The organism is Myxococcota bacterium (genome assembly GCA_039030075.1).
Taxonomy (GTDB): domain Bacteria; phylum Myxococcota_A; class UBA9160; order UBA9160; family SMWR01; genus JAHEJV01.
In genome coordinates, this window is sequence record JBCCEW010000003.1 from 113,749 (window position 1) to 139,741 (window position 25,993).

22 protein-coding genes are annotated in these 25,993 nt (G+C 69.5%); 12 read left to right on the plus strand and 10 right to left on the minus strand.

The annotated features are described in order from the left end of the window. The first annotated feature begins 21 nt into the window (after window positions 1-21). A complete protein-coding gene (locus AAF430_04035; GenBank protein MEM7409389.1) occupies window positions 22-1,248 on the plus strand; it encodes an NAD(P)/FAD-dependent oxidoreductase in 1,227 nt (408 codons plus the stop codon). Window positions 1,249-1,254: 6 nt separating this feature from the next. Then, window positions 1,255-2,784 (plus strand): NAD(P)/FAD-dependent oxidoreductase, encoded by a 1,530-nt coding sequence (locus AAF430_04040; protein ID MEM7409390.1) that lies wholly within the window; start codon window positions 1,255-1,257, stop codon window positions 2,782-2,784. Window positions 2,785-2,827: 43 nt separating this feature from the next. Here the strand turns inward: AAF430_04040 and AAF430_04045 are convergent, their stop codons facing one another. Both AAF430_04045 and AAF430_04050 read right to left on the minus strand, forming a co-directional pair. Then, a complete protein-coding gene (locus AAF430_04045; protein ID MEM7409391.1) occupies window positions 2,828-3,403 on the minus strand; it encodes a CRTAC1 family protein in 576 nt (191 codons plus the stop codon). Continuing rightward, window positions 3,404-4,966, minus strand: coding sequence for a VCBS repeat-containing protein (locus AAF430_04050; GenBank protein ID MEM7409392.1), 1,563 nt, complete (start codon window positions 4,964-4,966; stop codon window positions 3,404-3,406). It abuts the gene before it with no gap. A 173-nt stretch (window positions 4,967-5,139) separates the two neighbouring features. Between AAF430_04050 and AAF430_04055 the strand changes: the two genes are divergently transcribed. The 3 genes from AAF430_04055 to AAF430_04065 are packed head-to-tail and all read left to right on the plus strand — an operon-like array spanning window position 5,140 to window position 7,578. Further along, window positions 5,140-5,568, plus strand: a complete 429-nt coding sequence (locus AAF430_04055; GenBank protein ID MEM7409393.1) for a hypothetical protein — start codon at window positions 5,140-5,142, stop codon at window positions 5,566-5,568. Continuing rightward, window positions 5,558-7,156 (plus strand): aromatic amino acid ammonia-lyase, encoded by a 1,599-nt coding sequence (locus tag AAF430_04060; protein MEM7409394.1) that lies wholly within the window; start codon window positions 5,558-5,560, stop codon window positions 7,154-7,156. Before AAF430_04055 ends, AAF430_04060 begins: the two co-directional genes overlap by 11 nt. Then, complete coding sequence (locus tag AAF430_04065) at window positions 7,153-7,578, plus strand: acyl-CoA thioesterase (GenBank protein ID MEM7409395.1); 426 nt, start codon at window positions 7,153-7,155, stop codon at window positions 7,576-7,578. Before AAF430_04060 ends, AAF430_04065 begins: the two co-directional genes overlap by 4 nt. A gap of 27 nt (window positions 7,579-7,605) precedes the next feature. Here the strand turns inward: AAF430_04065 and AAF430_04070 are convergent, their stop codons facing one another. Together AAF430_04070 and AAF430_04075 are read right to left on the minus strand one after the other, a co-directional pair. Then, window positions 7,606-8,451 (minus strand): LLM class F420-dependent oxidoreductase, encoded by an 846-nt coding sequence (locus AAF430_04070; GenBank protein ID MEM7409396.1) that lies wholly within the window; start codon window positions 8,449-8,451, stop codon window positions 7,606-7,608. A gap of 17 nt (window positions 8,452-8,468) precedes the next feature. Continuing rightward, window positions 8,469-10,151: an amidohydrolase family protein gene (locus tag AAF430_04075; protein ID MEM7409397.1), complete on the minus strand. Its 1,683-nt coding sequence runs from the start codon at window positions 10,149-10,151 to the stop codon at window positions 8,469-8,471. 128 nt (window positions 10,152-10,279) lie between these two features. Here AAF430_04075 and AAF430_04080 point away from each other — a divergent pair, with 128 nt between their 5' ends. Then, window positions 10,280-11,284: a zinc-binding dehydrogenase gene (locus tag AAF430_04080; protein ID MEM7409398.1), complete on the plus strand. Its 1,005-nt coding sequence runs from the start codon at window positions 10,280-10,282 to the stop codon at window positions 11,282-11,284. A gap of 28 nt (window positions 11,285-11,312) precedes the next feature. Here AAF430_04080 and AAF430_04085 read toward each other — a convergent pair whose 3' ends face one another. Beyond that, the gene (locus tag AAF430_04085) at window positions 11,313-12,461 is read right to left on the minus strand and encodes a serine hydrolase domain-containing protein (protein ID MEM7409399.1); all 1,149 of its coding nucleotides are present in this window, start codon (window positions 12,459-12,461) and stop codon (window positions 11,313-11,315) included. Window positions 12,462-12,574: 113 nt separating this feature from the next. Between AAF430_04085 and AAF430_04090 the strand changes: the two genes are divergently transcribed. The 4 genes from AAF430_04090 (at window position 12,575) to AAF430_04105 (ending at window position 18,635) form a co-directional block, all read left to right on the plus strand. Then, window positions 12,575-14,047, plus strand: a complete 1,473-nt coding sequence (locus AAF430_04090) for an aldehyde dehydrogenase family protein (GenBank protein MEM7409400.1) — start codon at window positions 12,575-12,577, stop codon at window positions 14,045-14,047. A gap of 156 nt (window positions 14,048-14,203) precedes the next feature. After that, window positions 14,204-16,864: an MMPL family transporter gene (locus AAF430_04095; GenBank protein ID MEM7409401.1), complete on the plus strand. Its 2,661-nt coding sequence runs from the start codon at window positions 14,204-14,206 to the stop codon at window positions 16,862-16,864. Between the two features lie 77 nt (window positions 16,865-16,941). Continuing rightward, window positions 16,942-18,039, plus strand: coding sequence for a diacylglycerol kinase (locus tag AAF430_04100; protein ID MEM7409402.1), 1,098 nt, complete (start codon window positions 16,942-16,944; stop codon window positions 18,037-18,039). A gap of 65 nt (window positions 18,040-18,104) precedes the next feature. Next, window positions 18,105-18,635 carry a DUF4136 domain-containing protein gene (locus AAF430_04105; protein MEM7409403.1) on the plus strand — a complete coding sequence of 177 codons (531 nt, stop codon included), beginning with the start codon at window positions 18,105-18,107 and terminating at the stop codon, window positions 18,633-18,635. A gap of 46 nt (window positions 18,636-18,681) precedes the next feature. Here AAF430_04105 and AAF430_04110 read toward each other — a convergent pair whose 3' ends face one another. The 4 genes from AAF430_04110 to AAF430_04125 form a co-directional block, all read right to left on the minus strand. Beyond that, the gene (locus AAF430_04110; protein MEM7409404.1) at window positions 18,682-19,629 is read right to left on the minus strand and encodes a hypothetical protein; all 948 of its coding nucleotides are present in this window, start codon (window positions 19,627-19,629) and stop codon (window positions 18,682-18,684) included. A 185-nt stretch (window positions 19,630-19,814) separates the two neighbouring features. Beyond that, on the minus strand, window positions 19,815-20,579 hold the full coding sequence (locus AAF430_04115) for an SDR family oxidoreductase (GenBank protein ID MEM7409405.1): 765 nt from the start codon (window positions 20,577-20,579) through the stop codon (window positions 19,815-19,817). Next, window positions 20,579-21,622: an LLM class F420-dependent oxidoreductase gene (locus tag AAF430_04120; GenBank protein MEM7409406.1), complete on the minus strand. Its 1,044-nt coding sequence runs from the start codon at window positions 21,620-21,622 to the stop codon at window positions 20,579-20,581. Before AAF430_04120 ends, AAF430_04115 begins: the two co-directional genes overlap by 1 nt. Window positions 21,623-21,720: 98 nt before the next feature. Continuing rightward, entirely contained in the window at window positions 21,721-22,791 is a 1,071-nt protein-coding gene (locus tag AAF430_04125) for an MBL fold metallo-hydrolase (GenBank protein ID MEM7409407.1), read from the minus strand. 145 nt (window positions 22,792-22,936) lie between these two features. Between AAF430_04125 and AAF430_04130 the strand changes: the two genes are divergently transcribed. Beyond that, window positions 22,937-24,250 carry an amidohydrolase family protein gene (locus AAF430_04130; GenBank protein ID MEM7409408.1) on the plus strand — a complete coding sequence of 438 codons (1,314 nt, stop codon included), beginning with the start codon at window positions 22,937-22,939 and terminating at the stop codon, window positions 24,248-24,250. Window positions 24,251-24,272: 22 nt separating this feature from the next. Here AAF430_04130 and AAF430_04135 read toward each other — a convergent pair whose 3' ends face one another. Next, the gene (locus AAF430_04135; GenBank protein ID MEM7409409.1) at window positions 24,273-25,397 is read right to left on the minus strand and encodes a hypothetical protein; all 1,125 of its coding nucleotides are present in this window, start codon (window positions 25,395-25,397) and stop codon (window positions 24,273-24,275) included. Window positions 25,398-25,542: 145 nt separating this feature from the next. Between AAF430_04135 and AAF430_04140 the strand changes: the two genes are divergently transcribed. Further along, the gene (locus AAF430_04140; GenBank protein ID MEM7409410.1) at window positions 25,543-25,983 is read left to right on the plus strand and encodes a nitroreductase/quinone reductase family protein; all 441 of its coding nucleotides are present in this window, start codon (window positions 25,543-25,545) and stop codon (window positions 25,981-25,983) included. The last annotated feature ends 10 nt before the right edge of the window (window positions 25,984-25,993 follow it).

Genomic DNA, 25,993 nt, shown 5'->3' on the forward strand with positions numbered 1-25,993 from the left:
CCCCTGGCTATTCTGGCTCGAATGGACCTTCACGTCGCGATCCTGGGCGGTGGCCCCGCGGGCGCATCTCTCGCCACCTACCTCGCACGCCAGGGCGTCTCCGCGACGGTCTTCGATGGGGGCGAGCGCCCGCCGCTGATCGTCGGCGAATCCCTCGTCCCGGCCGTGATCCCGTTCCTGAAGCGCCTCGGAATCGAGGACGAGGTCAAGGAGTACGGGCTCTACAAGCCCGGCGCCATCTTCCGCTTCGCCGAGGATCGGCTGCTCGACTTCCGGTTCGGCGAGGTGCGCGGCGCCGAGACGCTCTACGCCTACAACGTCCCCCGCGACCGCTTGGACGCGTCGATTCGGGGGGCCGCCGAGCGCGCGGGTGCGCGCCTCGTGCCCGAGCACGCGAAGCTCGAGCGGGACGGAGATCGGGTCCGGCTGAGTGCCAAGAGTTTGGCCGCCGGCGGGTTCCGCGCGCAGCCCGATTGGATCATCGACGCCAGCGGCCGCGCCCGGGTTCTGGCGCGCCTGCTGGACCTGCCGACCGAAGAGGGCGACCGACGCGACGCGGCGCTCCACGCCCATTTCGAAGGAGTCACGCTGATCGACGAGAACGTCATCCACACCGATCGCCTCGATCACGGCTGGAGCTGGCGCATCCCGCTGCCCGGCCGCGTCTCGGTGGGCCTGGTGATGGACAAGCACGTGCTCCGCGAGTTCGGTGACACGGCCGAAGAGCAGTTCGAAGCCGTGCTGCGCCACGACCCGCTGCTCAACGACTGGGGCGCCACGGCGAAGCGCATCACGCCCGTGATGCGTTACACGAACTACCAGCTGCAGACCCAGCAGGTCTTCGGTCCGGGCTGGGCGCTGGTGGGCGACGCGTTCGGCTTCGTCGACCCGGTCTTCTCGAGCGGCCTCCTGATCGGCCTCGACGGCGCCTACACGCTCTCGCGCGCGCTGCTCAGCAAGCGCAAGGACGCACTCGCGCGCTACGAAGCCCACGTGCGCAAACAGCTCACGAACTGGCACCGCGTCGTCCGCTACTTCTACGACGGTCGGCTGTTCACGCTCTTCCAGATCGGCGACGATCTCAGCGACCGCTGGTTCTCGAAGCCGATGAACTTCCACTTCCGCAAGCACATGCCGCGGGTCATCACCGGAGAGGCGACGACCCACCCCTACAGCATGGGCCTGCTCGACTTCATGGTGAACAACGCGCTGCTCGACCGGGACCCCGCCGAGTTCGCGGTGCGGTAGGCGCGCATGCGCTTTCATGAAGAGGCCCGCCGGGACACCTACGACGCCGTCGTCGTGGGCAGCGGCATCGGTGGCCTGACCGCGGGTGCCCTGCTCGCACAGCAGGGCCAGCGCGTCCTCGTGGTCGAGCGTCACGACCGGCCCGGCGGCTACGCCCACGCCTTCCGGCGCCGCGGCTACCGCTTCGATTCGGCGGTCCACCTGGTGAGCGGCTGTGAACCCGTGGCCTTCGAGGGCGGCGGCTTGCTCCATCGGATCCTCGAACGCCTCGAGGTGCGCGATCGCTGCGACTTCGTGCGCGTGGATCCCTGCTACCGGGTGGAGTGGCCCGGGTTCGGGCTCGACGCGCCGTGTGATCTCACCGGCTTCGCCGAGGCGCACATCGCGCGCTTCCCGAAGCAGGCGAAGGGGATCCGCGGCTTCCTCGAGGACTGCCTCGCGATCGCCGGGGAGGCGCGTCGCGTCGAAGAGGACGCGGGGCAGGGCTCGCTCGCGCGGCCCGAGCGCTACCCGCTGCTCTTGCGCTACCGGCGCGCGACGCTGGCCCAGGTGCTCGAAGACCGCGTCGACGACGCGGATGCGCGGGCCGCCCTGGCCGCGCTCTGGCCCTATCTCGGCCTGCCGCCTTCGCGCGTCTCCTTCCTCTACTTCGCGACCATGCTGATGAGCTACGTCGCCGACGGCGCCTACTACTGCCGCGGCAGCTTCCAGTCGCTGGCCGATGCCCTGGTGCACGCCATCGAGAGCCGCGACGGCGAAGTCCTGCTGCGGGCTCCGGTACGCCGGATTCAGGTGGAAAGCGGACGCGCCGTGGGCGTGGTGCTCGAGAACGGTCAGCGGATCGCCGCTCCCGTCGTGGTATCGAACGCCGACGCGCGCCAGACCGTGGATGAACTCTGCGGCGCCGAGCACTTTCCCGAGCGCTACCGACGGCGCCTCGACCAGGCCCGCGTCTCGACCTCGGCGTTCGTCGTCTACGCCTCGACGTCCACCGACCTCGCCGCACAGGGTCTCGCCTACGAGACCTTCTGCTTCGCGGGGCCGGACCACGAAGACGCCTACCGACGGGGGACCGAGGGCCACCCCAGCTGGATCTCGCTGACCGCCCCGAGCGTGGTCGACCCCGAGATCGCGTCGGCGAACGAGCATCCGCTCGTCCTGACCGCACTGGTCTCGGGGCGAAGTGCCCGCCCCTGGTCCGAACTCAAGGAGACGTTGCAGGACCATCTCCTCGACCTCGCCGAGACGCGCCTGCCCGGCCTGCGCGCCTCGCTCCGCTATGCCGAGGCCGCGACGCCGCGCACGATGGAGCGTTACACGCGCAACACCGACGGTGCGATCTACGGGTTCGACGTCACGCCGAACCAGGTAGGGCCGGGCCGCCTCGACACCCAGACGCCCTTGCCCGGTCTCTTCCTCGCCGGCCACTGGACGCGTCCGGGCGGAGGCGTCGCGGGCGTGGTGCGCTCGGGGCTGCGCGCGGCCGCCCGAGTGCTCGAGCGCAGCGACGAAGCGAGCCTGCTCGAAGCGCCCTGAGTCCTGCCAGCCAGACTCCGCTCTACCCAGACTCCCCGCGGCCCTAGCGCGCCGCGGTGGCGCGGGCGTCGCCTTCGCGCAGCAGGATCTGCTGATTCGCGTCGAGCGCTTCGACGACCTGGCGTTCACCCGAGGGCCAACGCACCTCGAGGCGCTCGATCGTCTCGACGGCGCCGAGGCCGAAATGGAGCACGCGCGACGAGCTCGAGAGGAACCCCGCCCCGGCAGAGACCTGACGCAGCTGGCGGCGCCCGTCGGTCTCGACGACGACTTCGGCCCCGATCGCATCGCGGTTGCTCCGCGTTCCCTCCAGGCGCACCTGGAGCCAGTTTCCGGTCTCGCCCTTGCCCATCAACAGCACCGCGGGCTTGTCGAGATTCTGGATCGCGAGATCGAGCCGCCCGTCGCGATCGAAGTCGGCCACCGCGACCCCGCGTCCATCCTCGATGCGGCCGGCGTGGGTGAGGTGTCCGACCTCTTCGAAGCTGCCATCGCCGCGGTTCCAGTAGAGCGCGTTGCGCTCCCGGCCGTTCAGCGACGCTTCGCCGACGTCGGTGGGATCCCCCTCGCCTCCCCAGGTGTTGGAACGTCGACCGACGTTCTCGATCACGAGGTCCATTCAGAGGTCGTCTTCGAGCGCACCGGTGATGAAGCCGTTGAGGGCGTAGAGATCGAGGTGCCCGTCGTTGTCGAAGTCGAGCCAGACCGTCGCCCAGGACCAGCCGTGGGCGTCGACGCCCTTCTCGCGGGCGATCTCGCGGAAGGTGCCATCGCCCTGGTTCTCGTAGAAGCGGTTGCCGCGGAACCAGGCGCGCACGTATTCGCGGACGTAGGGGCGAAACATCCAGTCGACGAAGCCCGGCACCTTGCGGATCTTGAAGTCGGGCGCCTCGAGCACCCAGCCGGCGTTCGAGGACATCCCGCCGACGAAGAGGTCGAGGTCGCCGTCTCCGTCGTAGTCGCCCCAGTCGGCGCCCATGCTCGCGACCGGCCGATCGAGCCCGACGTCGTCGCTGACCTCGGAGAAGCGCCCCGCGCCGTCGTTCTGATACAGCACGTCGAAGCCGAAGTCGTTGCCGACGAAGAGGTCGACGTCGCCGTCCCCGTCGTAGTCGGCCGCGACCGGCGTCAGCGACCAGCCGCGATTGCCGAGCCCCGCCTCTTCGGTGACGTCGCGAAAGCGCAGCCCGCCCTCGTTGCGATAGAGCTGGTCGGCGTGGGCGTTCTTCGACCAGGGCGGGTTCGGCGCCTCGCGGAACTCGTCCTCGTGGTTCGCGAGGTAGAGGTCCAGGCGGCCGTCGCCATCGAAGTCGGCGACGGTCGCGCTGATGGTCCGCTCGCTGGTCTCGAGACCGGAGTCGGTCACGGCGCGGAAGCCCTCCGCACTGCCGCGCAGGAGCAGGGGCTGGCCGAACTCGGCCCCGACGAAGAGATCGACGTAGCCGTCGTTGTCGAAGTCCGCCGGCACCACGACGTTCCAGATGCGTGAGCCGTTGGAGGGAAGCGCCTTCCCGAGGCCCAGGTCTTCGGACGCGTAGCGGAAGCGCCCTTCCTCGTTCGCGTAGACCTCGATGCGTTCTCCGGTGGCGAGGATCAGATCGTCCCAGCCGTCACCGTCGAGATCCGTGGCCGCGATCCCCGAACCATAGACGTAGCGGCGCGGCTGCCCCTGGAGGTCGCGCTTGTCCTTCCCCTCGTGGCGAAACCACAGACCGCGCAGCGGCGTTTCGTCGAAGAAGTGGGCGCTGGGCGCCGGGACGACGACGTAGGGATCGGAGAGATCCCGAGCGATCCGCCAGCCGTCGGGCCCCCGAGCGAGCTCGAAGCGCTTCTCCTGGCGCACGCTCCGGGGCTTGCCGTCGGCGTCGACGCCTTCGACCCGCAGGCGCACGCGGGCGGTCACGGGCTGGGCTTCGAGGTCGACGGACTCGATGTAGCCGTTGCCCCGCTCGATCTGCCCGAAGGTCGCGAGCAGCGCGAGACTCGGGGCGGCCGCCTCGGCGTCGGTGAAGCTGGCTTGCAGCTCCGCCGGGTCCATCGTCTCGTAGCTCTCGGGGTAGGTGTGGTGCAGCAGCGCGTGGATCGGATCGATCACCTCGCTGCGGGTGTCGGCCCAGTGGCCGGGAGTGGCACAGGCGACCCCGATCGAGAGCAGGGGCAGGAGCAACCAGATGCGACGCACGGCGCGGAAGGTACCACCCCCACCGTCGGAGGGGATCGGGTTTCGCCCTCGGGGTGTGGCTGATACGCTGCGCACGTGCCAGCCGCCGCGCGCGCGCCGGTTGGAGATGGCCCGGGTGATGGGCCCGGGCCGAGCCCTTCGACCACCGACCCCACCGAGTGAGAGGAATTCTGATGCGACGACTCCGCGCGACTCTGTCCCCCTGGACCCTCGCCGCCCTGCTTCTCTGTGCCGCTCTCGCGCTCGGCGCGTGCGCCTCGGGAGGAGGTGGAGGCGGAGGCGAATCGGGCGGTGGCGAGACGACCGAGCCGGCGAAGCAAGCGGTGCCGCGTGGCGTCGCACCGCCCACAGGACACCGCATGGCCGGCGTCCAGCTCAACATGTCCCCTCGCGAAGTCGAGAAGATCATGGGCGACCCCACCTCGGACAACAGCTACATCACCGGCAAGGCGTTCATCCCCTGGTACTTCGGCAGCGACAGCGGCCGCCGCGTCGACTACAAGTACAAGGGCGAGGGCCGCGTCGTGTTCGGCGTGCACCGCTGGAACGGCCGCCTGCGCGTCGTGCGCATCGACTACGATCCGAACGAGGATGGCCAGTAAGCCCGAGGCCGCAGGACTCTCCGGAACTCCCCCGCCGGCCGACACAGCCCGAAGCTCCTCCACCCCGTCTCCGCTGACGCTGGGCACCGAGGCCGTGCGCCTCTCGGACGTCTGCGCGGTCGCCCGCGGCGAGCGCCGCGTCGTTCTTGCTGGCGACGCCGACTACCGCGCGCGCTTGCAGGCCGGACGCACGGCTCTCGCGTCCCGTCTCGAGAACGGCGGCGAGGTCTACGGCGTGACGACCGGGGTGGGCGCCAGCCAGGGCACCCACGTCGAGGCCCACGCACGGGAAGAGGCCGCGGCCCACATCCTCCGCTTCCACGGCGTCGGGACCGGGCGCGTGCTCGACCCGGAAGAGGCGGCGGCCGTCGTCGTGACGCGACTCGCGTCGCTGGCGCGGGGCTACTCCGCCGTGCGCCCCGAGGTCTTGGAGCGGCTCTGCGCGCTGCTGAACGCCCGCGTGCTGCCGCGCATTCCCGAGGAGGGATCGGTCGGCGCCAGCGGCGATCTCACGCCGCTCTCCTACGTCGCCGCGCTGCTCGTGGGGGAACGCGAAGCCTGGGTCGGTGACGGGATCGTCGACGCGGCGGAAGCGCACCAGACACAGGGGCTCGACCCCTTGGCGCTCGAGCCGAAGGAGAGCCTGGCCCTGATGAACGGGACGAGCGTGATGACGGCGCTCGCCGCCCTCTCGCTCGAACGCGCGCGGCGCCTGGCCCGCTTCGCGTGCGCGCTGACGGCGATGAGCGTGCGCGCCATCGCGGGCAACCCGGCCCACTACGCGCCCGAGATCTTCGCGCTGAAACCGCACCCGGGCAGCGAATGCGCGGCAGCCTGGATTCGCGCGGATCTGGCCCCGGCGGATGCCTGGAAGCCGATGCGGCTGCAGGACGTCTACTCGCTGCGCTGCGCCCCCCACGTGATCGGCGTGCTTCTCGACGCGCTGCGGTTCGCCGAGGAGTGGGTCGAGATCGAGCTCAACGGTGTCAACGACAACCCGATCGTCGACCCGGACGGCGGCGGCGTCTTCCACGGCGGCAACTTCTACGGCGGCCACATCGCCTTCGCGATGGACGGGGTGAAGGCCGCGGTGGCCGGAATCGCCGACCTCGTCGATCGACAGATGCAGCTCCTCTGCTCCCCGGCGACGAACGGTGGGCTCCCGGAGAATCTCACGGCCGGAGCCGCCGGCACCCACGGCTTCAAGGCGCTGCAGATCTCGACGTCGGCGCTGGCCGCCGAGGCGCTCAAGCTGACGATGCCGGCCGCCTCGTTCAGCCGCAGCACGGAAGCGCACAACCAGGACAAGGTGAGCATGGGCACGATCGCGGCGCGCGACTGTCGCCGGGTGCTCGAACTCTCCGAGACCGCGGCGGCGATGCTGCTGCTGGCGAACGGCCAGGCGCTCGAGCTGCGCGGCGACGCCACCGGGCCTGGCCCGGCTCACCAGCTACGCGCCACGCTCCGCCAGTGGGTCGCCCCCGTCGAGGAGGACCGGCGCCAGGACCTCGACATCGCAACGGTGCTCGACCACTACCGCGACGGCAGTCTGCTCGCCGCGCTCGAGGACGCGGACGGCGCCCGGTGAGGGCGGGTCTCCGACTGCACGAGACGCGCGTCGAGACCGACGTGCCCTTCCACCACGTCGACGCCCTGCGCATCGTGTGGCACGGCCACTACCCGAAGTACTTCGAGCTCGCGAGCACCGCACTCCTGCAGAAGCTCGGCCTCGATTCGGGCGAGATCGGCGGCACCCGCTTCAAGATGGTGGTAATCGACTCGGCGGTGCGGCACAGCTTCCCGATGCGCTATGCCGACCGGGTGGAGATCTGCGCCTGGATCTCCGAGTACGCCCGGCGCGTCACCGTGCGCTACGAGATCCGCAACCTCACCCACGACAAGCGCACCGCGCGCGGCCACACCACGCTCGCCACCCTCGACGACGAGGGACGCCTGCGGCTGGAAACGCCGCCCGAGATCGCGGCGCGCATCGCGGGCGACTCCCGCTAGGGAAGCGCTCGTTAGGCTGGGAAGGCGCTAGAAGCGCTCCGCCTGTGCGGCGAGGGTGTCGACATAGCGTCGCATGTCGTCCGGCGTGCGGGCCGTGCTGACCCCGACGATCCGATGTACGCCGAGCTCGGCGTAGCGCGCGAAGGTGGCGTCGTCCGGATCCGGCGGCGGCGAGACGCTCACCTCGAGATCGCCGAGCTTCGCGTCGCGCAGGCCTTCGTCGACCGCCTCGCGGATCCAACCGAGGCTCCGGGCGGTGATGTCCGGATCGGTGAAGAACCCGTACCAGCCGTTGCCCCGACGCGCAGCGCGGCGCGCCGCGGCTCGGCTCATGCCGCCCACGATGATCGGCGGGTGGGGCGATTGGTGGGGACGCGGGTGCGCGTCGATGCCCTCGAACCGGTAGTGCTTGCCGTGGAACGCGGGCTTCTCCTCGGTCCAGAGGGCGCGCAGAACGTCGATCGCCTCGTCGGTGACGGCTCCGCGCTCGGGGAAGTTCGCGCCGAGGGCGCGGAACTCGGGCTCGAGGTAGCCCGCGCCCAGCCCGAAGAGCAGCCGTCCGCGCGAGACCTGATCCAGGCTCGCCAGCTCCTTCGCGAGCTCGACCGGATTGCGCTGGGGCAGGATGATGATGCCCGTACCGAGCCGGATGCGTTCGGTGCGCGCCGCGATGGCCGCGAGCGCCACCGAGGGGTCCAGGAACGGGGTGCCCGGCTTGGCGGGCGAGGGCGGTACCTGGGGGTCGGGCAGCACCACGTGCTCGCCGGTCCACACCGACTCGAGCCCCGCCGCCTCGGCGTGCTCCGCAACGGCGAGCATGGCGTCGGTGTCGCCCAAGGGACCCATGTTGATTCCGAACAGTCCGAACTTCATCGCGTGCCTCTCTCGGTTCAGGCGCCGTGCAGGATCTCGCCGGGCGTCGCGCCGGTGGGCGTCCCCTGTTCCATCGCGGGGACGCCGTTCACCACGACCATCTCGTAGCCCTCCGCGTCCACCGTATAGCGCTCGGTGTTCGCGGGGAAGTCGCAGGCGATGCGATGCGCCCCGGCGCTGAGCTTGCTGCGATCGATCAGGTTGAGGTCGGCCTTCGCGCCGACGCGCAGGACGCCGCGGTCGCGCAGGCCGTGCACGGCGGCGGGCATGCCCGCCAGTCGCCACACCGCCTGCTCGAGGCTCAGGCGCTCGGGTACCCAGGTGTCGAGCAGCATCGTCGTGTAGTCGGCGCCGACGAAACTCGCGAGGTGGGCGCCACCATCGCTCGAGCCCGCCATGACCAGCGGCTCGGCGATCGTCTCGCCCACCACGTGCTCGATGAACTGGCGCGCGACGTCGTCCATGCGCGTCTTCCACGCCGTGGACAGATCTTCCGCGATGCTGAGGTCGAGGAACACGTCTAGCGGATCGGCGCCACGTTCCGCTGCGATCTCGCCCGCCGTCTTCCCCACCATCTCGCGGTTCTCGGGATCGCGAACGTGCTCGAGCTCCAGGTCGGCGATCTGGAAGGGCGCCGCTCGGGGCAGATCCAGCTCGGCGCGCATGCGCTGGCGGCGCTCCGGGTCGGCGAGGGCGCGGCAGCGCTCCTCGTTGGTGCCGGTGAGGGCTTCGAGCCAGGCCGGCATCTCGTCGAACACGAAGGTGTCCGAGAGCCGCAGATGCAACCCCATCTGCTGACTCATGAACTGGGGATGCAGACGCAACCCCTGCTCGCGCGCCTCACGCACGAAGGACAGCGTGTTCTGCCAGCCCATCGGCTGCTCCGGCGTCGGCGCCAGCGGACCGAGCTCGATCGCCTTGCCGGACACCCGGGCCATCTCGAGGACGAGCGCACGGTCGGCTTCATCGTGCCCTTCGCCGTGGCTGCGCGGAATGATCTCGATCACCCCATGGGTGAACTCGGCGAGCACCGAGGCCAGCGCGACCAGCTCTTCGGGGCTCGCGAAGTTCGAAGGCACCCCGCGACCGTCGGCGCCGACGTGCAGGTCGAGCTGCGACGTGGAGAAGCCGACCGCGCCTTCGCGCATCGCCTGGCGCACGAGCTCTTGCATCTGCACGATCTCGTCCGGGTTCGCCGTGCGTTCGGAGGCATCGTCGCCCATCACGAAACGGCGGACCGCGCAGTGGCCGACGTAGCCGCCCACGTTCAGCGCGATCTTGCCTTCGAGGCGCTTCCAGAAATCGGCGAAGCCGCCCCCGGTGAAGCGGAAGCCCTCCTTCATCGCTTCGGCCGACATGCCTTCCACGCGCGTGAGCATCCCGGCCAACCAACCGACGTCCTCGGGCTTCGCCGGATACAGGGTGAAGCCGCAGTTGCCGGTCAGCACGGTCGTGACGCCGTGCTGCATCGACGGCGACGCGGTCGGGTCCCAGTCGAGCTGCACGTCGTAGTGGGTGTGCACGTCGATGAAGCCCGGCGTTACGCACAGACCGTCGGCGTCGACGACGCGGGTGGCGCTCTCGTCGATGCGGCCGATGGCCGCCACGCGCCCGTCGCGAATGCCGACGTCGGCCGTGAAGGGCGGCAGGCCCGTACCGTCGACGACGCTACCGCCGCGAACCAAGAGATCGAGAGGCATCGGGGGACTCCTGTGTCGGTTCTCGGCCGGGGCGAGCAGTCTACGTGATACCTTTCCGACGCGTCCATGTGCGTGCGCGTACGCGCACGCGACGGAGCCCTGCCGGCGCCGCGACGGGAGAAGAGGTCATGCAACAAGTACGAATCCACGCGCCGGGCGAAGTGCAGCTCGACGACGTCCCGACGCCCGAGCCGGGCCCCCGCGACGCGGTCGTGCGCGTCCAGGCCTGCGGGATCTGCGGCAGCGACCTCGGCTACATCAAGATCGGCGGCATGGCCGGGCCTACGCCCGAGCCGATGCCGCTGGGTCACGAATTCTCGGCCGTCGTCGATCGCGTCGGCAGCGAGGTCCGTCGCTTCCCGCCGGGCACCCGCGTCGTGGTCAATCCCATCGCGGCATCGAACGCGATCGGCAGCGGTGGAGGCGAAGGCGCCTACGCGCCCGAGGTGCTGGTGCGCAACGTCGACGACGGCAGCGTGCTGTTTCCGATTCCCGAGGATCTGCCCTTCGACCGCGCGGCTCTCGCCGAGCCTCTCGGCGTCGGCATGCACGCCGTAGAGCGCGCGGGCGTGTCGCCCGGCGACCAGGTGACGATCTTCGGCGCCGGTCCGATCGGCTTGATGTCGCTGGCCGTCCTCAAATACCGGGGCTTCGACGACGTCGCGATCGTCGACCTGTCGCCCCACCGGCTCGGGATCGCCGAGAAGCTCGGCGCCAGCCTCTTGCTGAACCCCGACGACGGCGACCTCTGGAAGCGTCTCCGGAAGCTCCACGGGAAGGCGTTCTTCATGGACGTCGTGCCCACCACCGGAAGCCATGCGTACATCGAGGCGACGGGCTCGGAAGCAGTGCTCCAGGACATCCTCGCCCAGGCCCGCCCCGGTGCGGCGATCTCGTTGGTCGCGCTCCACCGCCAGCCCCGCACCCTCGATCTGATGAGCGTGATGGCGAAGGAGCTGACCATCGCCGGCTCGATCGCCTACCCCGAAGACTACGGAGACATGGTGCGCATGCTCTCCGAGGTGGACCTCTCCCCGGCGATCACGCACCGCTTCGGTCTTGCCGACTACACCCAGGCCCTCGACACGGCGCGCGATCCGAACGTCGCTGGCAAGGTGCTGATCGAACCCTGAGCCTCGCGCTCGGCGACCGGGGCAGGCGTCAATCGATACTGGCGTAGAGCGCCTCGACCAACCGCTCGCTGCGCGGGTCGCCAGTGATGCCGGTCTGCATCTGGTTCATCACGTAACCGAAGGCGAGTTCGCGCTCGGGGTCGGCGAAGGCCAGCGATCCGCCAGCACCCGGGTGACCGAAGCTGCCCTCCGGGCACGCCACGCCCAGGGTCGGGGGCAGCATGAAGCCGAGGCCGAAGGTCGTCGGAAGCGGAATCACGGCGTCGTCCCCCGACGCCTGTTCCGCGCGCGCCCGGTCCACCGACGCGGACGACAAGAGCCGCGTGCCGTCGATCTCTCCGATGACCGCCGCGTAGAAGCGCGCCAGCGCGCGCGCGGTCCCGATGCCGTTCGACGAGGGCATCTCGGCAGCGCGCACGGCGGGCTCGTTCCACATCGGACCGTACTGGAACAGGTTGGAGGGTCCGCTGAGCACGCGGCCGAGCAGGGTCTCGGGCCCCATGAACTTCTCGCGCAGGGCGATGAGCTTCGGATCGGTCGGTTCGGGCGGGCCGTAGAGGGTGGCGACGCGCGCTTGCTCCGCGTCGGGCAGCCCGATCCAGAAGTCGAGACCGAGGGGAGCCGCCGCTTCTTCCGCGAACACCTGGCCCAGCGTCTTCCCGGTCGCGCGCCGCACGCATTCGCCGAGGATCCAGCCGAAGCTGCGCGCGTGGTAGCCGTGGGCCGTGCCCGGTTCCCAGTTCGGCTTCTGGGCCGCGATCGCGTCGCAGACCGGCTGCCACGCCAGAACGTCTTCGAGGGTGAGATTCCCGTCGACGGCGGCGAGCCCGGCGCGGTGGGTGAGCACGTCGCGCAGCAGGATCCCGCCCTTCCCCTCGGCCGCGAACTCGGGCCAGAGGGCGGCGACCGGCGTGTCGAGGTCGAGCACGCCCCCCTCGACGAGACGGTGCACCAGCGTCGCGGTCAGTCCCTTGGTGGTGGAGAAGACGATCCCGGCGGTGTCTTCCTGCCAGGGCGCCCCGCTGTCGCGATCGGCGAGACCGCCCCAGACATCGACGACGGGTGCACCACGCCAATAGACGCAGCACGCGGCCCCGACCTCTTCGGGAAGGTTCTGGGCAAAGGCATCGCGGACCGCGGCGAAGCGCGGCTCGAAACGACCGTGGACCTCGGACACGGACCCGACATAGCAGAACGAGGCGCAGCGAAGAATTACATTATGCCCGCAATGTAAATTTCGGTAGGATGGGCGGCGCGCCACCCCTGCGCCGACTGTCACTGGAGATCCCCATGGCCCTGGCCCCCCTGGCTCCCGAGACCCGCAATCTGATCGACGGCGAGCTCACCGCCGCGAGCAACGGCAACACCTTCGAGAACGTCGATCCCAGCACCGAAGAAGTGCTCGGGACCTGCGCCGACGGCACGAAGGACGACATGCTGCGCGCGGTGGCCGCGGCGCGGCGCAGCTTCGACGAGACCGACTGGTCGCGCGACGCGAGCTTCCGATCGCGCTGCCTTCGCCAGCTCTACGAAGCCATGCTCGCCGACAAGGAACAGCTCCGCAGCATCGTCGTGCACGAGGCGGGCGCACCGGTGTCGTTGACGGGCTTCATGCACGTCGACGATCCGATCGAGATGATGTCGTACTGGGCCGATCTCGCGGAGAGCTACCGCTACGAAGAGCGGATGGAGAACGTGATGTTCGGCGGCAATCCGCAGGGGCGCATCCTGCTGCGCGAGCCGGCCGGCGTGGTCGGCGCCATCACGCCCTGGAACGTCCCGCTCTACCTGAACATCGCGAAGATCGGCCCGGCCCTGGCATCGGGCTGCACCCTCGTGTTGAAGCCCGCCCCCGACACGCCTTGGAGCGGCACCCACCTCGGCAAGCTGCTCGCCGAGCACACCGACATTCCGGCCGGCGTCGTGAACATCGTGAGCTCGGCCGACCATCTCACCGGCGAGATCCTGTCGACCGACCCGCGCATCGACGTCGTGACCTTCACCGGCTCCACCGCCACCGGCCGCCGCATCATGGAATGCGCCGCGCCGACGGTGAAGAAGGTCTTCCTCGAGCTCGGCGGCAAGTCCGCGAACATCGTGCTCGACGACGCGGCCTTCGAAGCCGTCCTCCCGGGCACGGCCTTCACCTGCACCCACGGTGGACAGGGCTGCGCCATCACGACGCGCCTGCTGCTGCCGCGCTCGCGCTACGACGAGGGCCTGGCGCTCGTGAAGCAGGCCTTCGAGAACTGGAACTACGGCGACCCGAAGAACCCGGCCAACATGCAGGGACCGCAGGTCAGCCGTCGCCAGCAGGAGCGGGTGCTCGAGTACATCGAGAAGGGGAAGCGCGACGGCGCGAAGCTGCTGGTGGGCGGCGGCATCCCGAAGCACCTCGAGAAGGGCTTCTTCATCGAGCCCACGCTCTTCGCCGACGTCGACCCCGCCAGCACGATCGCCCAGGAAGAGATCTTCGGCCCGGTCCTCTGCGTGATCCCCTACGACGACGACGCCGACGCGGTGCGCATCGCGAACCAGTCCGAGTACGGGCTGTCCGGCGCGGTGCACTCGGCCGACGCGGACCGGGCGCTCGCCGTCGCGCGACAGGTCCGCACGGGCACGATCAGCGTGAACGGCGCCCAGTGGTTCCACGTGGATACGCCCTTCGGCGGCTACAAGCAGAGCGGGCTGGGACGCGAGAACGGCGTCGCCGGCTTCGAGGAGTACCTCGAGACGAAGGTGGTGGCGGTCCCCGCGAGCTGAGCCCACCTCGCCCTCGCACGGTCCGAGAACCGCGAGACCCGCCTCCCTGGTCTGCAAGAGCGACGCGGGTACTCTTCCGCGGTCGCGCCATCGTGGTCCGGGACCGGGTGATGCCCGGGCCGCCGTGACGGTGCACCAAGGGGGACCCTCGCGTTGATGAGCCAACTCGACGCCTGGCTCGGCGTCCGGCTGGCCGGTTGGGTCGACGGCGTCCGAGAACGGGCAGTCGCCGTCGTCTGGGCGTGTCTGCTCGCCACCGTGGTCCTCGGCGTCTACGCGGCCTTCGGCCTTCGTATCAACTCGGACAACCTGGCCCTGCTCTCCGAGGACATCCCCGCGCGGCGCAACCACGCCGCGTTCGCCGAGCTCTTCCCGAACCTCGAGAGTGCGCTCTTCGTCGTGGTGGACGGCGCCACGCCGGAACTGGCACGCGAAGCCGCCGAAGATCTCGAAGCGCGCTTGGCCGCGCGCCCCGACGACTTCCAGGCCGTCTATCGCCCCGGTGGGGGGGAGTTCTTCGGACGCCACGGCCTGCTCTACCGCAGCGTCGAAGACCTGGAGGAGTTCTCGGACCGGCTCGCCGGCCTGCAGCCGATCCTCGCAACCCTCGAACAGGACCCGTCGATCGCCAGCCTCTCGAAGCTGGTACGACGGGGCCTGCGGGCCCTCGAAGATCAGAGCCCGGACACCACCCAGGCCACCGAATGGAGCGCCGTCCTCGACCGCGTCTCCCAGGCCACCGTCGACGTCTACCGCGAGTACCCGGTGGCCATCTCGTGGACCGAGGTGTTGGCGCGCGGCTCGGCCCTCGAAACGACGAAGCGCCACGTGTTGATCGTCCACGCTGCCCTCGACTTCAGCAGCCCCTTCGCGGCCGCGGCCGCCGTCGGTCAGATCCACGGCGAAGCCCTCGCCGGCGGCTGGGACGCGGAGCACGGCGTTCAGGTGCGGGTCACCGGCAACCCGGCCCTCAACTTCGAGGAGATGGTCGGCATCGCCTGGGACGTCGGGCTCGGCGGCGTCTTCTGCTTCGTGTTCGTGGTGTTCGTGCTCTACGCCGCGCTGCGCTCGTGGAAGCTCACCATCGCGGCCATCGCGACGCTGCTGGTGGGCCTGGTGTGGGCCGCCGCGATCGCCGCTGCGACGGTCGGGCACCTGACGGTGGTTTCGCTCTCGGTCGCGATCCTGTTCATCGGGCTCGGCGTCGACTTCGCGATCCATCTGGGCATGCGGTACGCCCAGCGCCTGCGCGACGGCGAGCCCCACGCGGACGCCCTGCGCGGCGCGACCCGCGACGTCGGCAGCTCGCTCGTGCTCTGCACGATCACCACTGCCATCGGCTTCTTCGTGTTCGCCCCCACCGACTACGTCGGCGTGGCCGAGCTCGGGGTGATCGCGGGTTCGAGCATGATCGCGGTCTCCTTCCTCACCTTCACGTTCTTCCCCGCGCTCTTGTCCTCCTGGCTCGCGCTGCGCGGCGAACGGCCGATCTCGGCGCCGCTCCAGTTCGAGATGGACCTGGGGACGGCAGTGGTGCGCCGTGCGCGGGCCGTGCGCTGGATCGCGGCGGCGCTCTTCGTCGCGGGGCTCGCCGCGATCCCGTCGGCGCGCTTCGACCCCAACGTGATCGACATGCGCGATCCGGACACCGAGTCGGTGCAGGCCTTCAACGATCTGCTGGACGCCAGCGGTGCGGCCTCACCCTGGTACGTCGATGCGGTGGCCGCGGATCTCGATGCCGCCGTCGCGCTGGGCCAGGAGCTCGAAGGGCTGGCGCCGGTGGCGCGCGCGACGACCCTCGCGAGCTATGTCCCGGCCGATCAGGAAGAGAAACGCGAACTCCTCTTCGACCTCGCCTTCCTGCTCGAGAGCCCCGGCGAGGCTCTGCCCGGGCCGGCGCCGAGCACCGAGAGCCAGGTGGAGGCCCTCCGCGACCTGCACGCGTTCCTCGAGGAGCGTTCGTCCGCCGACTCGGGCGTGCTCGCAGCCAGCATCCAGAAGCTGCGTCGCCATCTCGCCGAGTTCCTGGAGCGTGTGGACGCCGACGGAAACCCGGAAGCGGCGCTCGCCCGGCTCGAGACGCTGCTACTGGCCAACCTCGATCGCCAGCTCGAGCGTCTGCGCCTCGCCCTCGAACCCGAAGCGGTGAGCCTCGAGAGCCTGCCGCGCGAGCTGCGCGAGCGCCTGGTGGCCCCCGATGGCCAGGCACGCGTCCAGATCTTTCCGGAAGCAAACCTGCGTGAGGAGAACGCGATGCGCGCGTTCACCGAGGCGGTGGCCGACGTCGCGCCCGGCGCGAATGGCATCGCCTACAACCTGCTCGCCTTCGAAGAGGCGACGAAGCGCTCGTTCCTGCAGGCGCTGGGCTCGGCGGTGCTCTGCATCGGCGTCCTGCTCTTCTGGCTGTGGCGCCGCTGGGACGACACCTTCTTGGTGCTGGCTCCGCTCTTCCTCTCGGCTGTTCTTTCGGTGGCCACGATGGGCCTGCTCGGGATCAGCTTCAACTTCGTGAACGTGATCGTGATCCCGCTGATGTTCGGCATCGGTGTCGACAGCGGCATCCACCTCGTGCACCGCTCCCGCGAACTCGACTCGGCCGAGGGCCTGCTCGGCACGACCACCGCGCGCGCGGTCTTCTACAGCGCGCTCACCACGACGATCAGCTTCGGCAGCCTGGGACTCTCGTCCCACGTAGGGATGGCGGGCCTGGGCATCCTGCTCTCGATCGGAATGGTCCTGACCGTCCTCTCGAACCTCGTGCTGCTGCCGGCTCTGCTCGCGCTGCGCACGGAGCCCAGTTCAGACATGGCGGGCTGAACGCGGGAGGTCAGGTGGGCCGAACCGCGCACCGACGCCCGTTGTGGCAAGCTTGGCGGCCCACCCAGGAGTCCCCCATGCAGCATCCCCCCGCGCGTCCGTTGCGCGTCATCCAGTGGTCCACGGGCAACGCCGGTCGTCCCGCGATTCGCGGCATCGTGCGTCACCCCGATCTCGAGCTCGTCGGCGTCCACGCCCACTCGACCGAGAAGCACGGCGTCGACGCAGCCACCCTCGCCGGCCTGGACACGCCGACGGGCGTCACCGCCACCGGCGACGTGGATGCCCTGCTCGCGATGGACGCAGACTGCGTCTGCTACATGGCCCAGGGCGAGACCCGCATCCGCGAGACGATCGAAGACCTCTCCCGGATCCTGCGGTCCGGGAAGAACGTGGTGAACACCTCGCTCGTCTCTCTCTGCTACCCGGGCTTCTCCCCGAAGCTGCGCGACGCCCTGCAGGCGGCCTGCGAGGAGGGCGGCTCGACCTTCTACACCTCGGGCTTCGACCCGGGCTGGTCGGGCGACGTGATCCCGCTCGCGCTCGCGAGCACCTGTGAACGCGTCGATCGCATCCGGGTGACCGAGTGCATGGACTACTCGACCTACGAGGACCCGGGCTTCACCGGCGTCTTCTTCGGCTACGGACGTCCCCTCGACTACGAAGCGCCGCTGCTTCAGCCGGGCATGCTCAAGGGTGGCTGGGGTTGCATGGTGCTCATGCTCGCCGACGCCCTGGGCGTCTCCCTCGACGAGATTCGCGAAGAGCACGAGCGTCTGCCGGCGCCGGAGAGCTTCGAGACCGCCATGGGCAAGATCGAGAAGGGAACCTGCGCCGGCGTGCGCTTCGAAGTGCAGGGCATCGTCGACGGCGAACCCGCCCTCGTCGCCGCCCACGTGAATCGGCTGCGCCAGGACATCGGGCCCCAGTGGGATCGTCTCTCGGGCGACAAGCACTCGGGCTACAAGATCGAGGTCGTCGGCTCCCCGTCCCTCACCTGCGAGATCGAACCGGTGGGCGAAGACGGCGACCACAACACGGCGGGCATCCTGGGGACGGCGATGCGCGTGGTGAATGCGATCCCGACCGTGGTCGCGCACGCGCCGGGCGTCGTCTCGACGCTGGACCTGCCGCTCTTCACGGCGCGCGGCGTCGGCGGCCAGGTGCGGAGCTAGCGAACCCGCGGCGCACACCGGACCCCATCGTGGAGCGAGCGGGCACGGTCGCTACGCTCGGGCGCATGCGAAACCCCGTGGCATCTGCAGCACGTCGCTTCCGGCAGCTGCTCGCGTTCGCGGGGGTCGCGCTCCTGTGGGCTGCCTGCATCCAGGCTCCGGTGCGGGTCGAGGTGACCGAAGGGGCCGTCGAGCGGCTCGCGGCCGCTCAGACCTTCGCGCTCGCCCCCGTAGAATCCCCGCCGCCGCCGGCCGTCACGAAGCGCATCGAGTCGACGCTGCGCTCGGAGCTCGCGGACCGCGGCCTGCGCGACGTGCCGCTCGGGGAGGCCGAGGTGAAGATCGCGTACCGCACGAACCGGGAACCGCGAGAGCGCATCGCGAGCGTCCCGAATGCCGAAGGCGGCGACTTCGGGACGCTCCAGGCGTACACGGAGAAGACGATCGAGATCGACGTGCTCGATGCGAAAACGGGCGACGTGCTCTGGCAGGGCGTGGGGCAGATCGACGTCGTCTCCGAGTCGAGCCAGCCCCAGGCCGCGGCGAAGGTGGTGCACGAGGTGCTCGCTCGGTTCCCGCGCGAACCGGTGGACTAGCGCCGCTTCCGAGTGATCTCGGTGGAAGCCCCACCGCGTCTCGTCCTCACGTCCGCTCCCAGATCGGCAGGCCCAGGAAGCGCAGCGTGCGGGTGCCGTCGGCGGCGCGTTCGTCGCCGAAGAGCAGGAAGCGCCGGTTCCGCGAGATCAGGCCACCCTCGGCGTCGACCGCTTTGGTGCGGGTGTAGGCGGGCCACAGGATGCGCAGGGCGTCGTCGGAAGCGCCGTCGGGGCGCGTCGTGCGACGGTGCATGAAGAGCGGCGCCACGCCGCGCGCGCTGTGCGCCGCGCTGCGGGACCAGTACACGAGCCCCGCATGGCCGCGAGAGGCGTCGGCGCTCTCCTCGATCTGGAACAGCGGGAGGAACCGCGCACTGCGGCGCTCACCACCCCATTCTGCGCCGGCGAGCAGGGCGACCTCGACCGAGCGGGCGTCGCCGTCGCGCTTCCAGTCGAAGAGGCCGAACGAGGTGACGCGCAGGTCTTCGCCCGGGCCGTCGACGATGCGCAGATTCGGGAGGGTGTAGAGCGTGTCGTCCGCCCGCACATAGAGAGGAAACATCGCCGAGAAGGGCCGGTCCTTCGCCACCCAGGTCGGGGGCAGCAGCCAGACCGTGTAGCGGTCGCTCTGATAGAAGAACGGGAAGAACAGGAACTCGCCCTGGGGCGAGCGGAACCAGAACGGAGCCGCACGCTCGAGCCCGTCGTCACTCCACTTCACGAGGGGCCAGAGCACGTGGTGGTCGCGCCCGTCGCGGGTGCGCGCATAGACGGGAAAGACGAGGGTGAAGTCGTCCTCGTGCACGAAGAGCGGGTAGAGGAGCGACTTCTCGTCTTCGGTGGCGACGACCAGGGGCCAGAGGTCGAGCCCCTGCTCCTGGGGAGCGGGCGTCGGTAGCGGGGGTTGGGAATCCGGGACGGCGCCCGCGCGCGACGCGAAGAGCAGCGCAGCAATCGAGAAGCCGAGGGTCAGACGTCGAACGATGCCAGACATGGACGATCTCCTTCGAGGTGTGCCGTCCCCCAGAGCAGATCGCGTGCCAAGGCTGTGGAGGGCGCGGAAGTGTGCGCGCACACAGCGAAAACGGCGGAGCCCCCCGCTGCCCGGGGAAACGCGCCGCCGTCCATTCGCTGTCCAGGTCCGGACACCCGCTGTCGGGGCCCGAGGTCTGCGACCGATCAGCCGATCTTGCGGAAGCCGATCAGACCACCGCCGTCGAGCACCAGGGTCTGGCCCGTCACCCAGCGGCTGGCGTCGCTCGCGAAGTAGAGCGCGGCGGCACCGATGTCCTCGGGTTCGCCGAGGCGACCCAGCGGGTACTGCTGGGCCACCTGCTCGCCCTTGCCGCCTTCCCAGAGCGCCTTCGCGAAGTCGGTCTTCACCAGACCGGGCGCGATGCAGTTGACGCGCACCTTCGGGGCCAGCTCGGCCGCGAGCTGCTTCGTCAGGTGCATCAGCGCGGCCTTCGTGACGTCGTAGACGCCGAGGATCGGGTTCGTGGAGAGGCCGCCCACACTCGAGATGTGGATGACCGCACCCCCCTGCTCCTTCATGCAGGTGTTCCAGGCCAGCTGGGTCCAGAACATCGGGGCGGTGAGGTTCACCTCGAAGGTCTTGTCCCAGCGGGCGCGGTCGACGTCGATGGTCGGGCCGGCGTAGGGGTTGGTCGCAGCGTTGTTCACCAGGATGTCGAGACCGCCGAGCTTGTCGACGGTCGCGCCGATCACGCGCTCGGCATCCTCGTTCTTGCCGATGTGACCCGCTTCCCAGTGAACCGAGTCGCCGAGTTCCTTCGCCGCAGCCTCGCACGACTCGGCCTTGCGCGACGTGATCATCACCTGGGCGCCCGCATCGGCGAACGCCTTGGCGATTCCCTTGCCGATCCCGCGCGAGCCGCCGGTGACGAGCGCGACCTTCCCGTCGAGCCGCGCGGCGGTGTTCACTAGAGGAGCTCTTCGGCGACCAGCTCGAGTGCCTCGGGCTGGCTCGTGCCGATGTTCATCGTCTCGACCCAGCGCTTCTTCCCGGCTTCCTTCCAGGCCTGCAGGCGCTCGCGGATGCGATCGGCCGGGCCCACCAGGTGCACGGCGTCGACCAGCTCGTCGGGGACGGCGGCCATCGCCTCGGCCTTCTTCCCGTCGAGGAAGAGGTCCTGGATCTTCACGGCCGCCTCTTCGTAGCCGAGGCGCTTGGCCAGGTCGTTGTAGAAGTTCTTGTCGCGCGCGCCCATGCCGCCGACGTAGAGGGCCAGGTTGCCCTTGACGGGCATGCGCGCCTTCTCGACGTCGTCGCTGATCACGACGGTCACGCCGGGCACGATGTTGAAGTTCTCGAGGCTCTTGCCGCCGCCGGCCTTCTTGAAGCCCTCTTCGATGTACGGCAGATAGGTCGTATCGACCTTCTCCGGGTCACACATCATCGGGAAGACGCCGTCGGCCACCTCGCCCGCGCAGCGCAGGCCGTTCGGCGAGATCGACGCGGTGTAGATCGGAATCTGCGGGTCCCCGTGCAGGATGCTCTTCAGCGGCTTGCCGAGACCGGTGGTGCCCGGGCCGTTGTTGGGGATGTCGTAGTGCTCGCCGTGGAACTCGACGGGCTTCTCGCGCGCGAGGATCTGGCGAACGATCTGGATGTACTCGCGCGTGCGCGTGAGCGGCTTGCCGTAGGGCACGCCGTGCCAGCCTTCCACCACCTGCGGGCCGCTGGGTCCGAGGCCGAGGATGAAGCGACCGCCCGAGAGATGGTCGAGGGTCATGGCCGTCATCGCGGTCATGGCCGGCGTACGCGCGGGCATCTGCATGATCGAAGAGCCGGCGCGGATCTTCGTGGTGTGCGCCAGGACCCAGGCGGCCGTCGTGGCGGCGTCGTTGCCGTAGGCCTCGGCGGTCCAGGCCGAGTCGAAGCCGAGGGACTCGGCGCGCTGGATCAGTTCGAGGTTGACCTTCGCCTTGGGTCCGAAGGCGATCGCTCCCAGTCCTAGCTTCATGATGTTCTCCTGCACTCCCCCACGGGCGCCGCGGGATCATCGCATACTGTCATGTTCCGTGTCGATATCGGACCCAGGCGCGCGGCGCGAACCCCGGCTCAGTCGGCCATCACGTCGATGTCCTCGACGCCCGCCGGCAGCGAGATCCACGATCCGTCGCGGCCCAGCGTGACGCCGCCGTCGTAGTTGTCCGAGACGCCCTCGAGGAAGATGCCCTCGAGCCCGGGGAGCGGCAGCGGCGGCACCACGTGGTAGAAGAGCAGATGCCCCGCCCCGACGGCGGTCGCGACCTCGGCCACCTGCGCCGGGTCGGCGTGGTAGTCGAGGATGTCCACCGCGATCTTCGCGATGGCCTCGTTGCCCGCGGCCTCGGCCGCCTCCTGCATGATCCCGACCAGCTCGAACGAGAGCGCTTCGTGCACGAGCAGGTCGACGCCCTGGCTGGCCTGGATCAGGCTCTCCGAGCGCGTGGTATCGCCGCTGATCGCAACCGAACGACCGCGATAGTCGAAGCGGTACCCCACCGCCGGCTCGACCGGCGCGTGTTGGACGGCGAAGGCGCGCACCTGCAATCCGTCGTCCTCGTAGACGACGACGGTCTCACCCGGCGGCGGCAGCTCGAACCCGCGCGCGCTCAGGCCGGTACCCGAGGATGGCACGACCGCCTCCCCGTGATGCGCCGTGCGATACACCGCGTCCTGGGCGTAGGCCATGTTGAAACCGTTCACGATCTGCTCGACACCCGGGCCGCCGTAGACGGGAAGCGGGGACGTGTGGCTTCCGTTGACCCAACGCTGCATCCCCAGCTCGCCGAGTCCATCGATGTGGTCGCTGTGGAAATGGGTGAGGAAGACCGCCTGGATGCGACCCGGCCCCCAGCGGAACAAGCGCTGCAGGTTGCGCACGCCGCCGGTCCCGGCGTCGATGATGAAGATCCGCTCACCGGCCACGACCGCCACGCACGGCCCGGAGCGTTCCTCCGACGGCAGGGGCCCTCCCGCACCACAAAGCCCCACGTGCAGGCCGTCGGGGAGATCGTCCACCGCGTCTCCCGCCATGTTGCGCTCGAGCACCGTGCGCATCACGCGGGTCGAGACCGAGCCGCACGCCAGCTGCGCCAGGGCCGCAACCGAGCAGAGCAGGGTCGCGAGAAGGATCCAACGCTTCATCTTGCGAAACCTCCCACTGGCGCGACCGAGCGCCTCGTGAAACCGTCGGTCGCGGAGAACGTCAAGCGGCCAGAACCTAAGTGGCGGAGCGCGTGGACGCCAACGCCGGTCTGGTACTCTCGTGCGCCACGAAGGAGCTCACCCCATGGCGGATGCCCGCGTCGTCCTTTCGAACGCTCAGCTGATCGACGGAGTGGGGGACCCGAAGAGCGGGGCCCACCTCGTCATCGAAGGGAACACGATCACCGCCGCTGGCGCGGGTGATGCCGAGACCCGACCCGACGACCGTGTCGTCGACCTGGCTGGCAAGACGGTGATGTCGGGCCTCGTCCAGGGCCACTTCCATTCGGGCTTCGGCCCCTATCCGACGCTGGGCGCCGCACCGATCCTCGGTCTCGAAGCCGCACCGCCCTACATGGGGATGGTCGCCGCGAAGAACGCGCAGATCGCGCTGCAGACCGGCACGACGGGCATCATCGGTTCGAGCTGCGGCGACAACCTCGATGTCTGCCTGCGCGAGGCCATGATCATGGGTCTCGTCCAGGGACCCCGCATCATCGCCTGCGGACACGAGTTCATGGCATCCGGCGACATGGCCGACGGCATGAACCGCTCCTGGTTCATGGGGATCCAGCACTCGGGCCTCACGCGGCGCCTCGATGGCGCCGAGGAGTTCCGCCAGGCGACCCGCGAGGAGATCGGACGCGGCTGCGAGATCATCAAGCTCTCGATCGCACCCGGCCACGGTTCCTCGCCGGTGCGGGACGTCTGCTACCTCAGCCGCGAAGAACTCGAAGCAGTGGTGGGCGTCGCCCACGACCACGGAAAGCTGGTGCGCGCCCACTGCCCGTCGCGAATCGGGATTCTCGAGTGTGCCCGCGCAGGCGTCGACATCATCGACCACGCCGACCGCATCGACGACGAATGTATCGAAGCCGTGGTGAAGAGCGGCGCGGCGATCACGCCGAGTCTGCTCTGGTCGACGCGCTTCCTGCAGTTCGCCGAGAACTGGGACTACGCGAATGGCCCGTTCCCGATCGGCGAAGGCTTCGCCGAGACCCACGACCAGGTGCTCGCCCGGCTGCGCGGAGTGCGTGAGGACTTCGAGTACACCTGCGAGCAGCTTCCGAAGATGATGGAAGCCGGCGTGAGTCTCGTCTGTGGCGACGACTTCGGCTTCGCGATGATGCCCCACGGCGACTACGTGTCCGAGTACGAGGTCTACACGAAGCAGATGAACCTGCCGGCCCTCGAGGTGCTGCGCTGGGCCAGCGTGAACGGCGCGAAGGTGATGGCGGGCCCCCTCGGCCTCGACGCGGGACACGGAACCCTGGTCGCGGGCCAGCGCGCCGACCTCATCGTGGTCGACGGTGACCCGGTGGCGGACATCTCCTGCCTGCGCGATCGCATCGTGGGCATCGTGCGGGACGGCGAGTTCATCCGCGACGCGATCGGCTGAGCCGAAGGGCAGCCGCTGGACGTCAGGGGGCCATCGTGTCCGGCGTGTCGAAACCGCTCGGCCGGTGGATCCCGATGCACATGTTCTCGTGCATGCCGTAGCCGACTTCGCCGGTCGAGAGCTCATAGCGGCACAGGGTCTCGTTGAGGAACGCCCAGGAAGAGCGCTTCTCCTGGGTGCTCATGTCGTGCACCAGGCCCTGGACGACGTTCTCTCCGCGCCAGGTGCCGTGACCCCAATCGGCGTCGGGGCGGTAGCCCGAGCCTGCCGCGAGGTACACCGTGCGGAGCGGCGTGTTCCGGCTCTCGAGGGTGACCGTATCGTCGCGTCGGATCACGACGCGTGACGCAGCCATCTCCCGTGTGCCCGAGAGGTAGTCGATCTCCACCTCGGGGCGCCCGAGGTGTTCGTGGGGCTTGTCGTGCCCGAAGTTCCACACCTTCATCGACTCTTCCTGGACACGATTCCCGTCGTAGTCCTCGTCGACGCAGACCTTCACCATGTAGTCGTCGAACTGCATCGGCAACCAGTTGTGCAGGAAACCCACCGTGGCGTTCGCCATGTCCTTCAGGCGGATGCCGGGCGCTTCGGGTTCGCCGACGGGCCGGACGCCCCAGGAACGATCGCGGGCGCCCTTCCACCGGGTCGGCTCCACCTCGTAGGTCTGGCCGGCCACTTCGAGACGCCCACTCCAGCTGCCCACCTGGGCGTAGCGGCTGACGTCCTGGGTGATGCGCGCGCGCGTGCGTGTGAAGGACTTCGGCTCCTCGAGCGCCGGGATCGTCCCCTCGAAGGTGAGGTCGAAGGCGATGCCCCATTCGTTCTCGTCGCAGCGCAGCCGGAGCTTCTTCAACCCTTCGAGCACCTCGACCGAGAGCGGCCCCACCTGGGTGTCGAGCCGGTCGTGCCCCAGCTCGCGTGACGCGCGCACGGTGTACTGCTGTTCGCCGTGGGAGATCGTCACGAACGCATCGGTCACGCCGAGATTCGGGTACTGCCCCATGCCGGTGACCAGGAAGAGCTCGTCGCTCGACGGATGACAGTTGAAGTAGTAGCGATCGTAGAAGTTCTTATCGCTGGTGAAGACGTAGTCGAAGGTATCGGTGGTCTGGTGGGCGAGAAACTCGTCCATCGGGCTGATCGGCACGAAGACTCCTGGCGGTGGGGCGAGCCGCAAATCGCGGTGCGGCCATCCTAACCCCCCGACCCGCGCCAGCGAAACGCGGACGCGAGACGCTGGGAATGGTCCGACCGATGCGGCAGCATGGGTCGCGCCGCCCGAGGAGATCGTCATGACGTCTGTACGTTGGCTCGTCCTTCCCCTGCTGCTCGCCACCGCGTGCGGTCCGCTGGTCATGATTCCCGGCGGCGCGCTCTCCGGGATGCCCCAGGAGGTGCCCCGCGATTGGAGCTTCACCGACGGCGTCGACGTCGTGCAGCTCGAGACCCGACCCGACGATCCGTACTCGGTGAACGTCTGGACCGTGGCCGCCAACGACGCCCTCTACGTCGTGGCCGGGACGGGCGCCGAGTCCGCTTGGGTCCAGCACATCGAGGCCGATCCGCGCGTGCGCCTGCGGGTGGGCGACGACCTCTACGACCTCCGCGCGGTCCGCGCCGACGACGACGCCGAGGTCGACGCCTTTCTCGAAGCCGCCATGGCGAAGTACGACTTCGAGCCCGAAGAAGGACAACGCGAACAGGCGGTGCTCTACCGGTTGGTCGCGCGCTAGTCCCGATCGG

Coding starts and splice junctions, on each gene's coding strand:
- AAF430_04125 (MEM7409407.1), bottom strand. CDS start 22,791: ATGAAGCGTTGGATCCTTCTCGCGACCCTGCTCTGCTCGGTTGCGGCC.
- AAF430_04080 (MEM7409398.1), top strand. CDS start 10,280: ATGCAACAAGTACGAATCCACGCGCCGGGCGAAGTGCAGCTCGACGAC.
- AAF430_04120 (MEM7409406.1), bottom strand. CDS start 21,622: ATGAAGCTAGGACTGGGAGCGATCGCCTTCGGACCCAAGGCGAAGGTC.
- AAF430_04130 (MEM7409408.1), top strand. CDS start 22,937: ATGGCGGATGCCCGCGTCGTCCTTTCGAACGCTCAGCTGATCGACGGA.
- AAF430_04035 (MEM7409389.1), top strand. CDS start 22: ATGGACCTTCACGTCGCGATCCTGGGCGGTGGCCCCGCGGGCGCATCT.
- AAF430_04105 (MEM7409403.1), top strand. CDS start 18,105: ATGCGAAACCCCGTGGCATCTGCAGCACGTCGCTTCCGGCAGCTGCTC.
- AAF430_04060 (MEM7409394.1), top strand. CDS start 5,558: ATGGCCAGTAAGCCCGAGGCCGCAGGACTCTCCGGAACTCCCCCGCCG.
- AAF430_04075 (MEM7409397.1), bottom strand. CDS start 10,151: ATGCCTCTCGATCTCTTGGTTCGCGGCGGTAGCGTCGTCGACGGTACG.
- AAF430_04045 (MEM7409391.1), bottom strand. CDS start 3,403: ATGGACCTCGTGATCGAGAACGTCGGTCGACGTTCCAACACCTGGGGA.
- AAF430_04140 (MEM7409410.1), top strand. CDS start 25,543: ATGACGTCTGTACGTTGGCTCGTCCTTCCCCTGCTGCTCGCCACCGCG.
- AAF430_04110 (MEM7409404.1), bottom strand. CDS start 19,629: ATGTCTGGCATCGTTCGACGTCTGACCCTCGGCTTCTCGATTGCTGCG.
- AAF430_04070 (MEM7409396.1), bottom strand. CDS start 8,451: ATGAAGTTCGGACTGTTCGGAATCAACATGGGTCCCTTGGGCGACACC.
- AAF430_04095 (MEM7409401.1), top strand. CDS start 14,204: ATGAGCCAACTCGACGCCTGGCTCGGCGTCCGGCTGGCCGGTTGGGTC.
- AAF430_04040 (MEM7409390.1), top strand. CDS start 1,255: ATGCGCTTTCATGAAGAGGCCCGCCGGGACACCTACGACGCCGTCGTC.
- AAF430_04055 (MEM7409393.1), top strand. CDS start 5,140: ATGCGACGACTCCGCGCGACTCTGTCCCCCTGGACCCTCGCCGCCCTG.
- AAF430_04090 (MEM7409400.1), top strand. CDS start 12,575: ATGGCCCTGGCCCCCCTGGCTCCCGAGACCCGCAATCTGATCGACGGC.
- AAF430_04100 (MEM7409402.1), top strand. CDS start 16,942: ATGCAGCATCCCCCCGCGCGTCCGTTGCGCGTCATCCAGTGGTCCACG.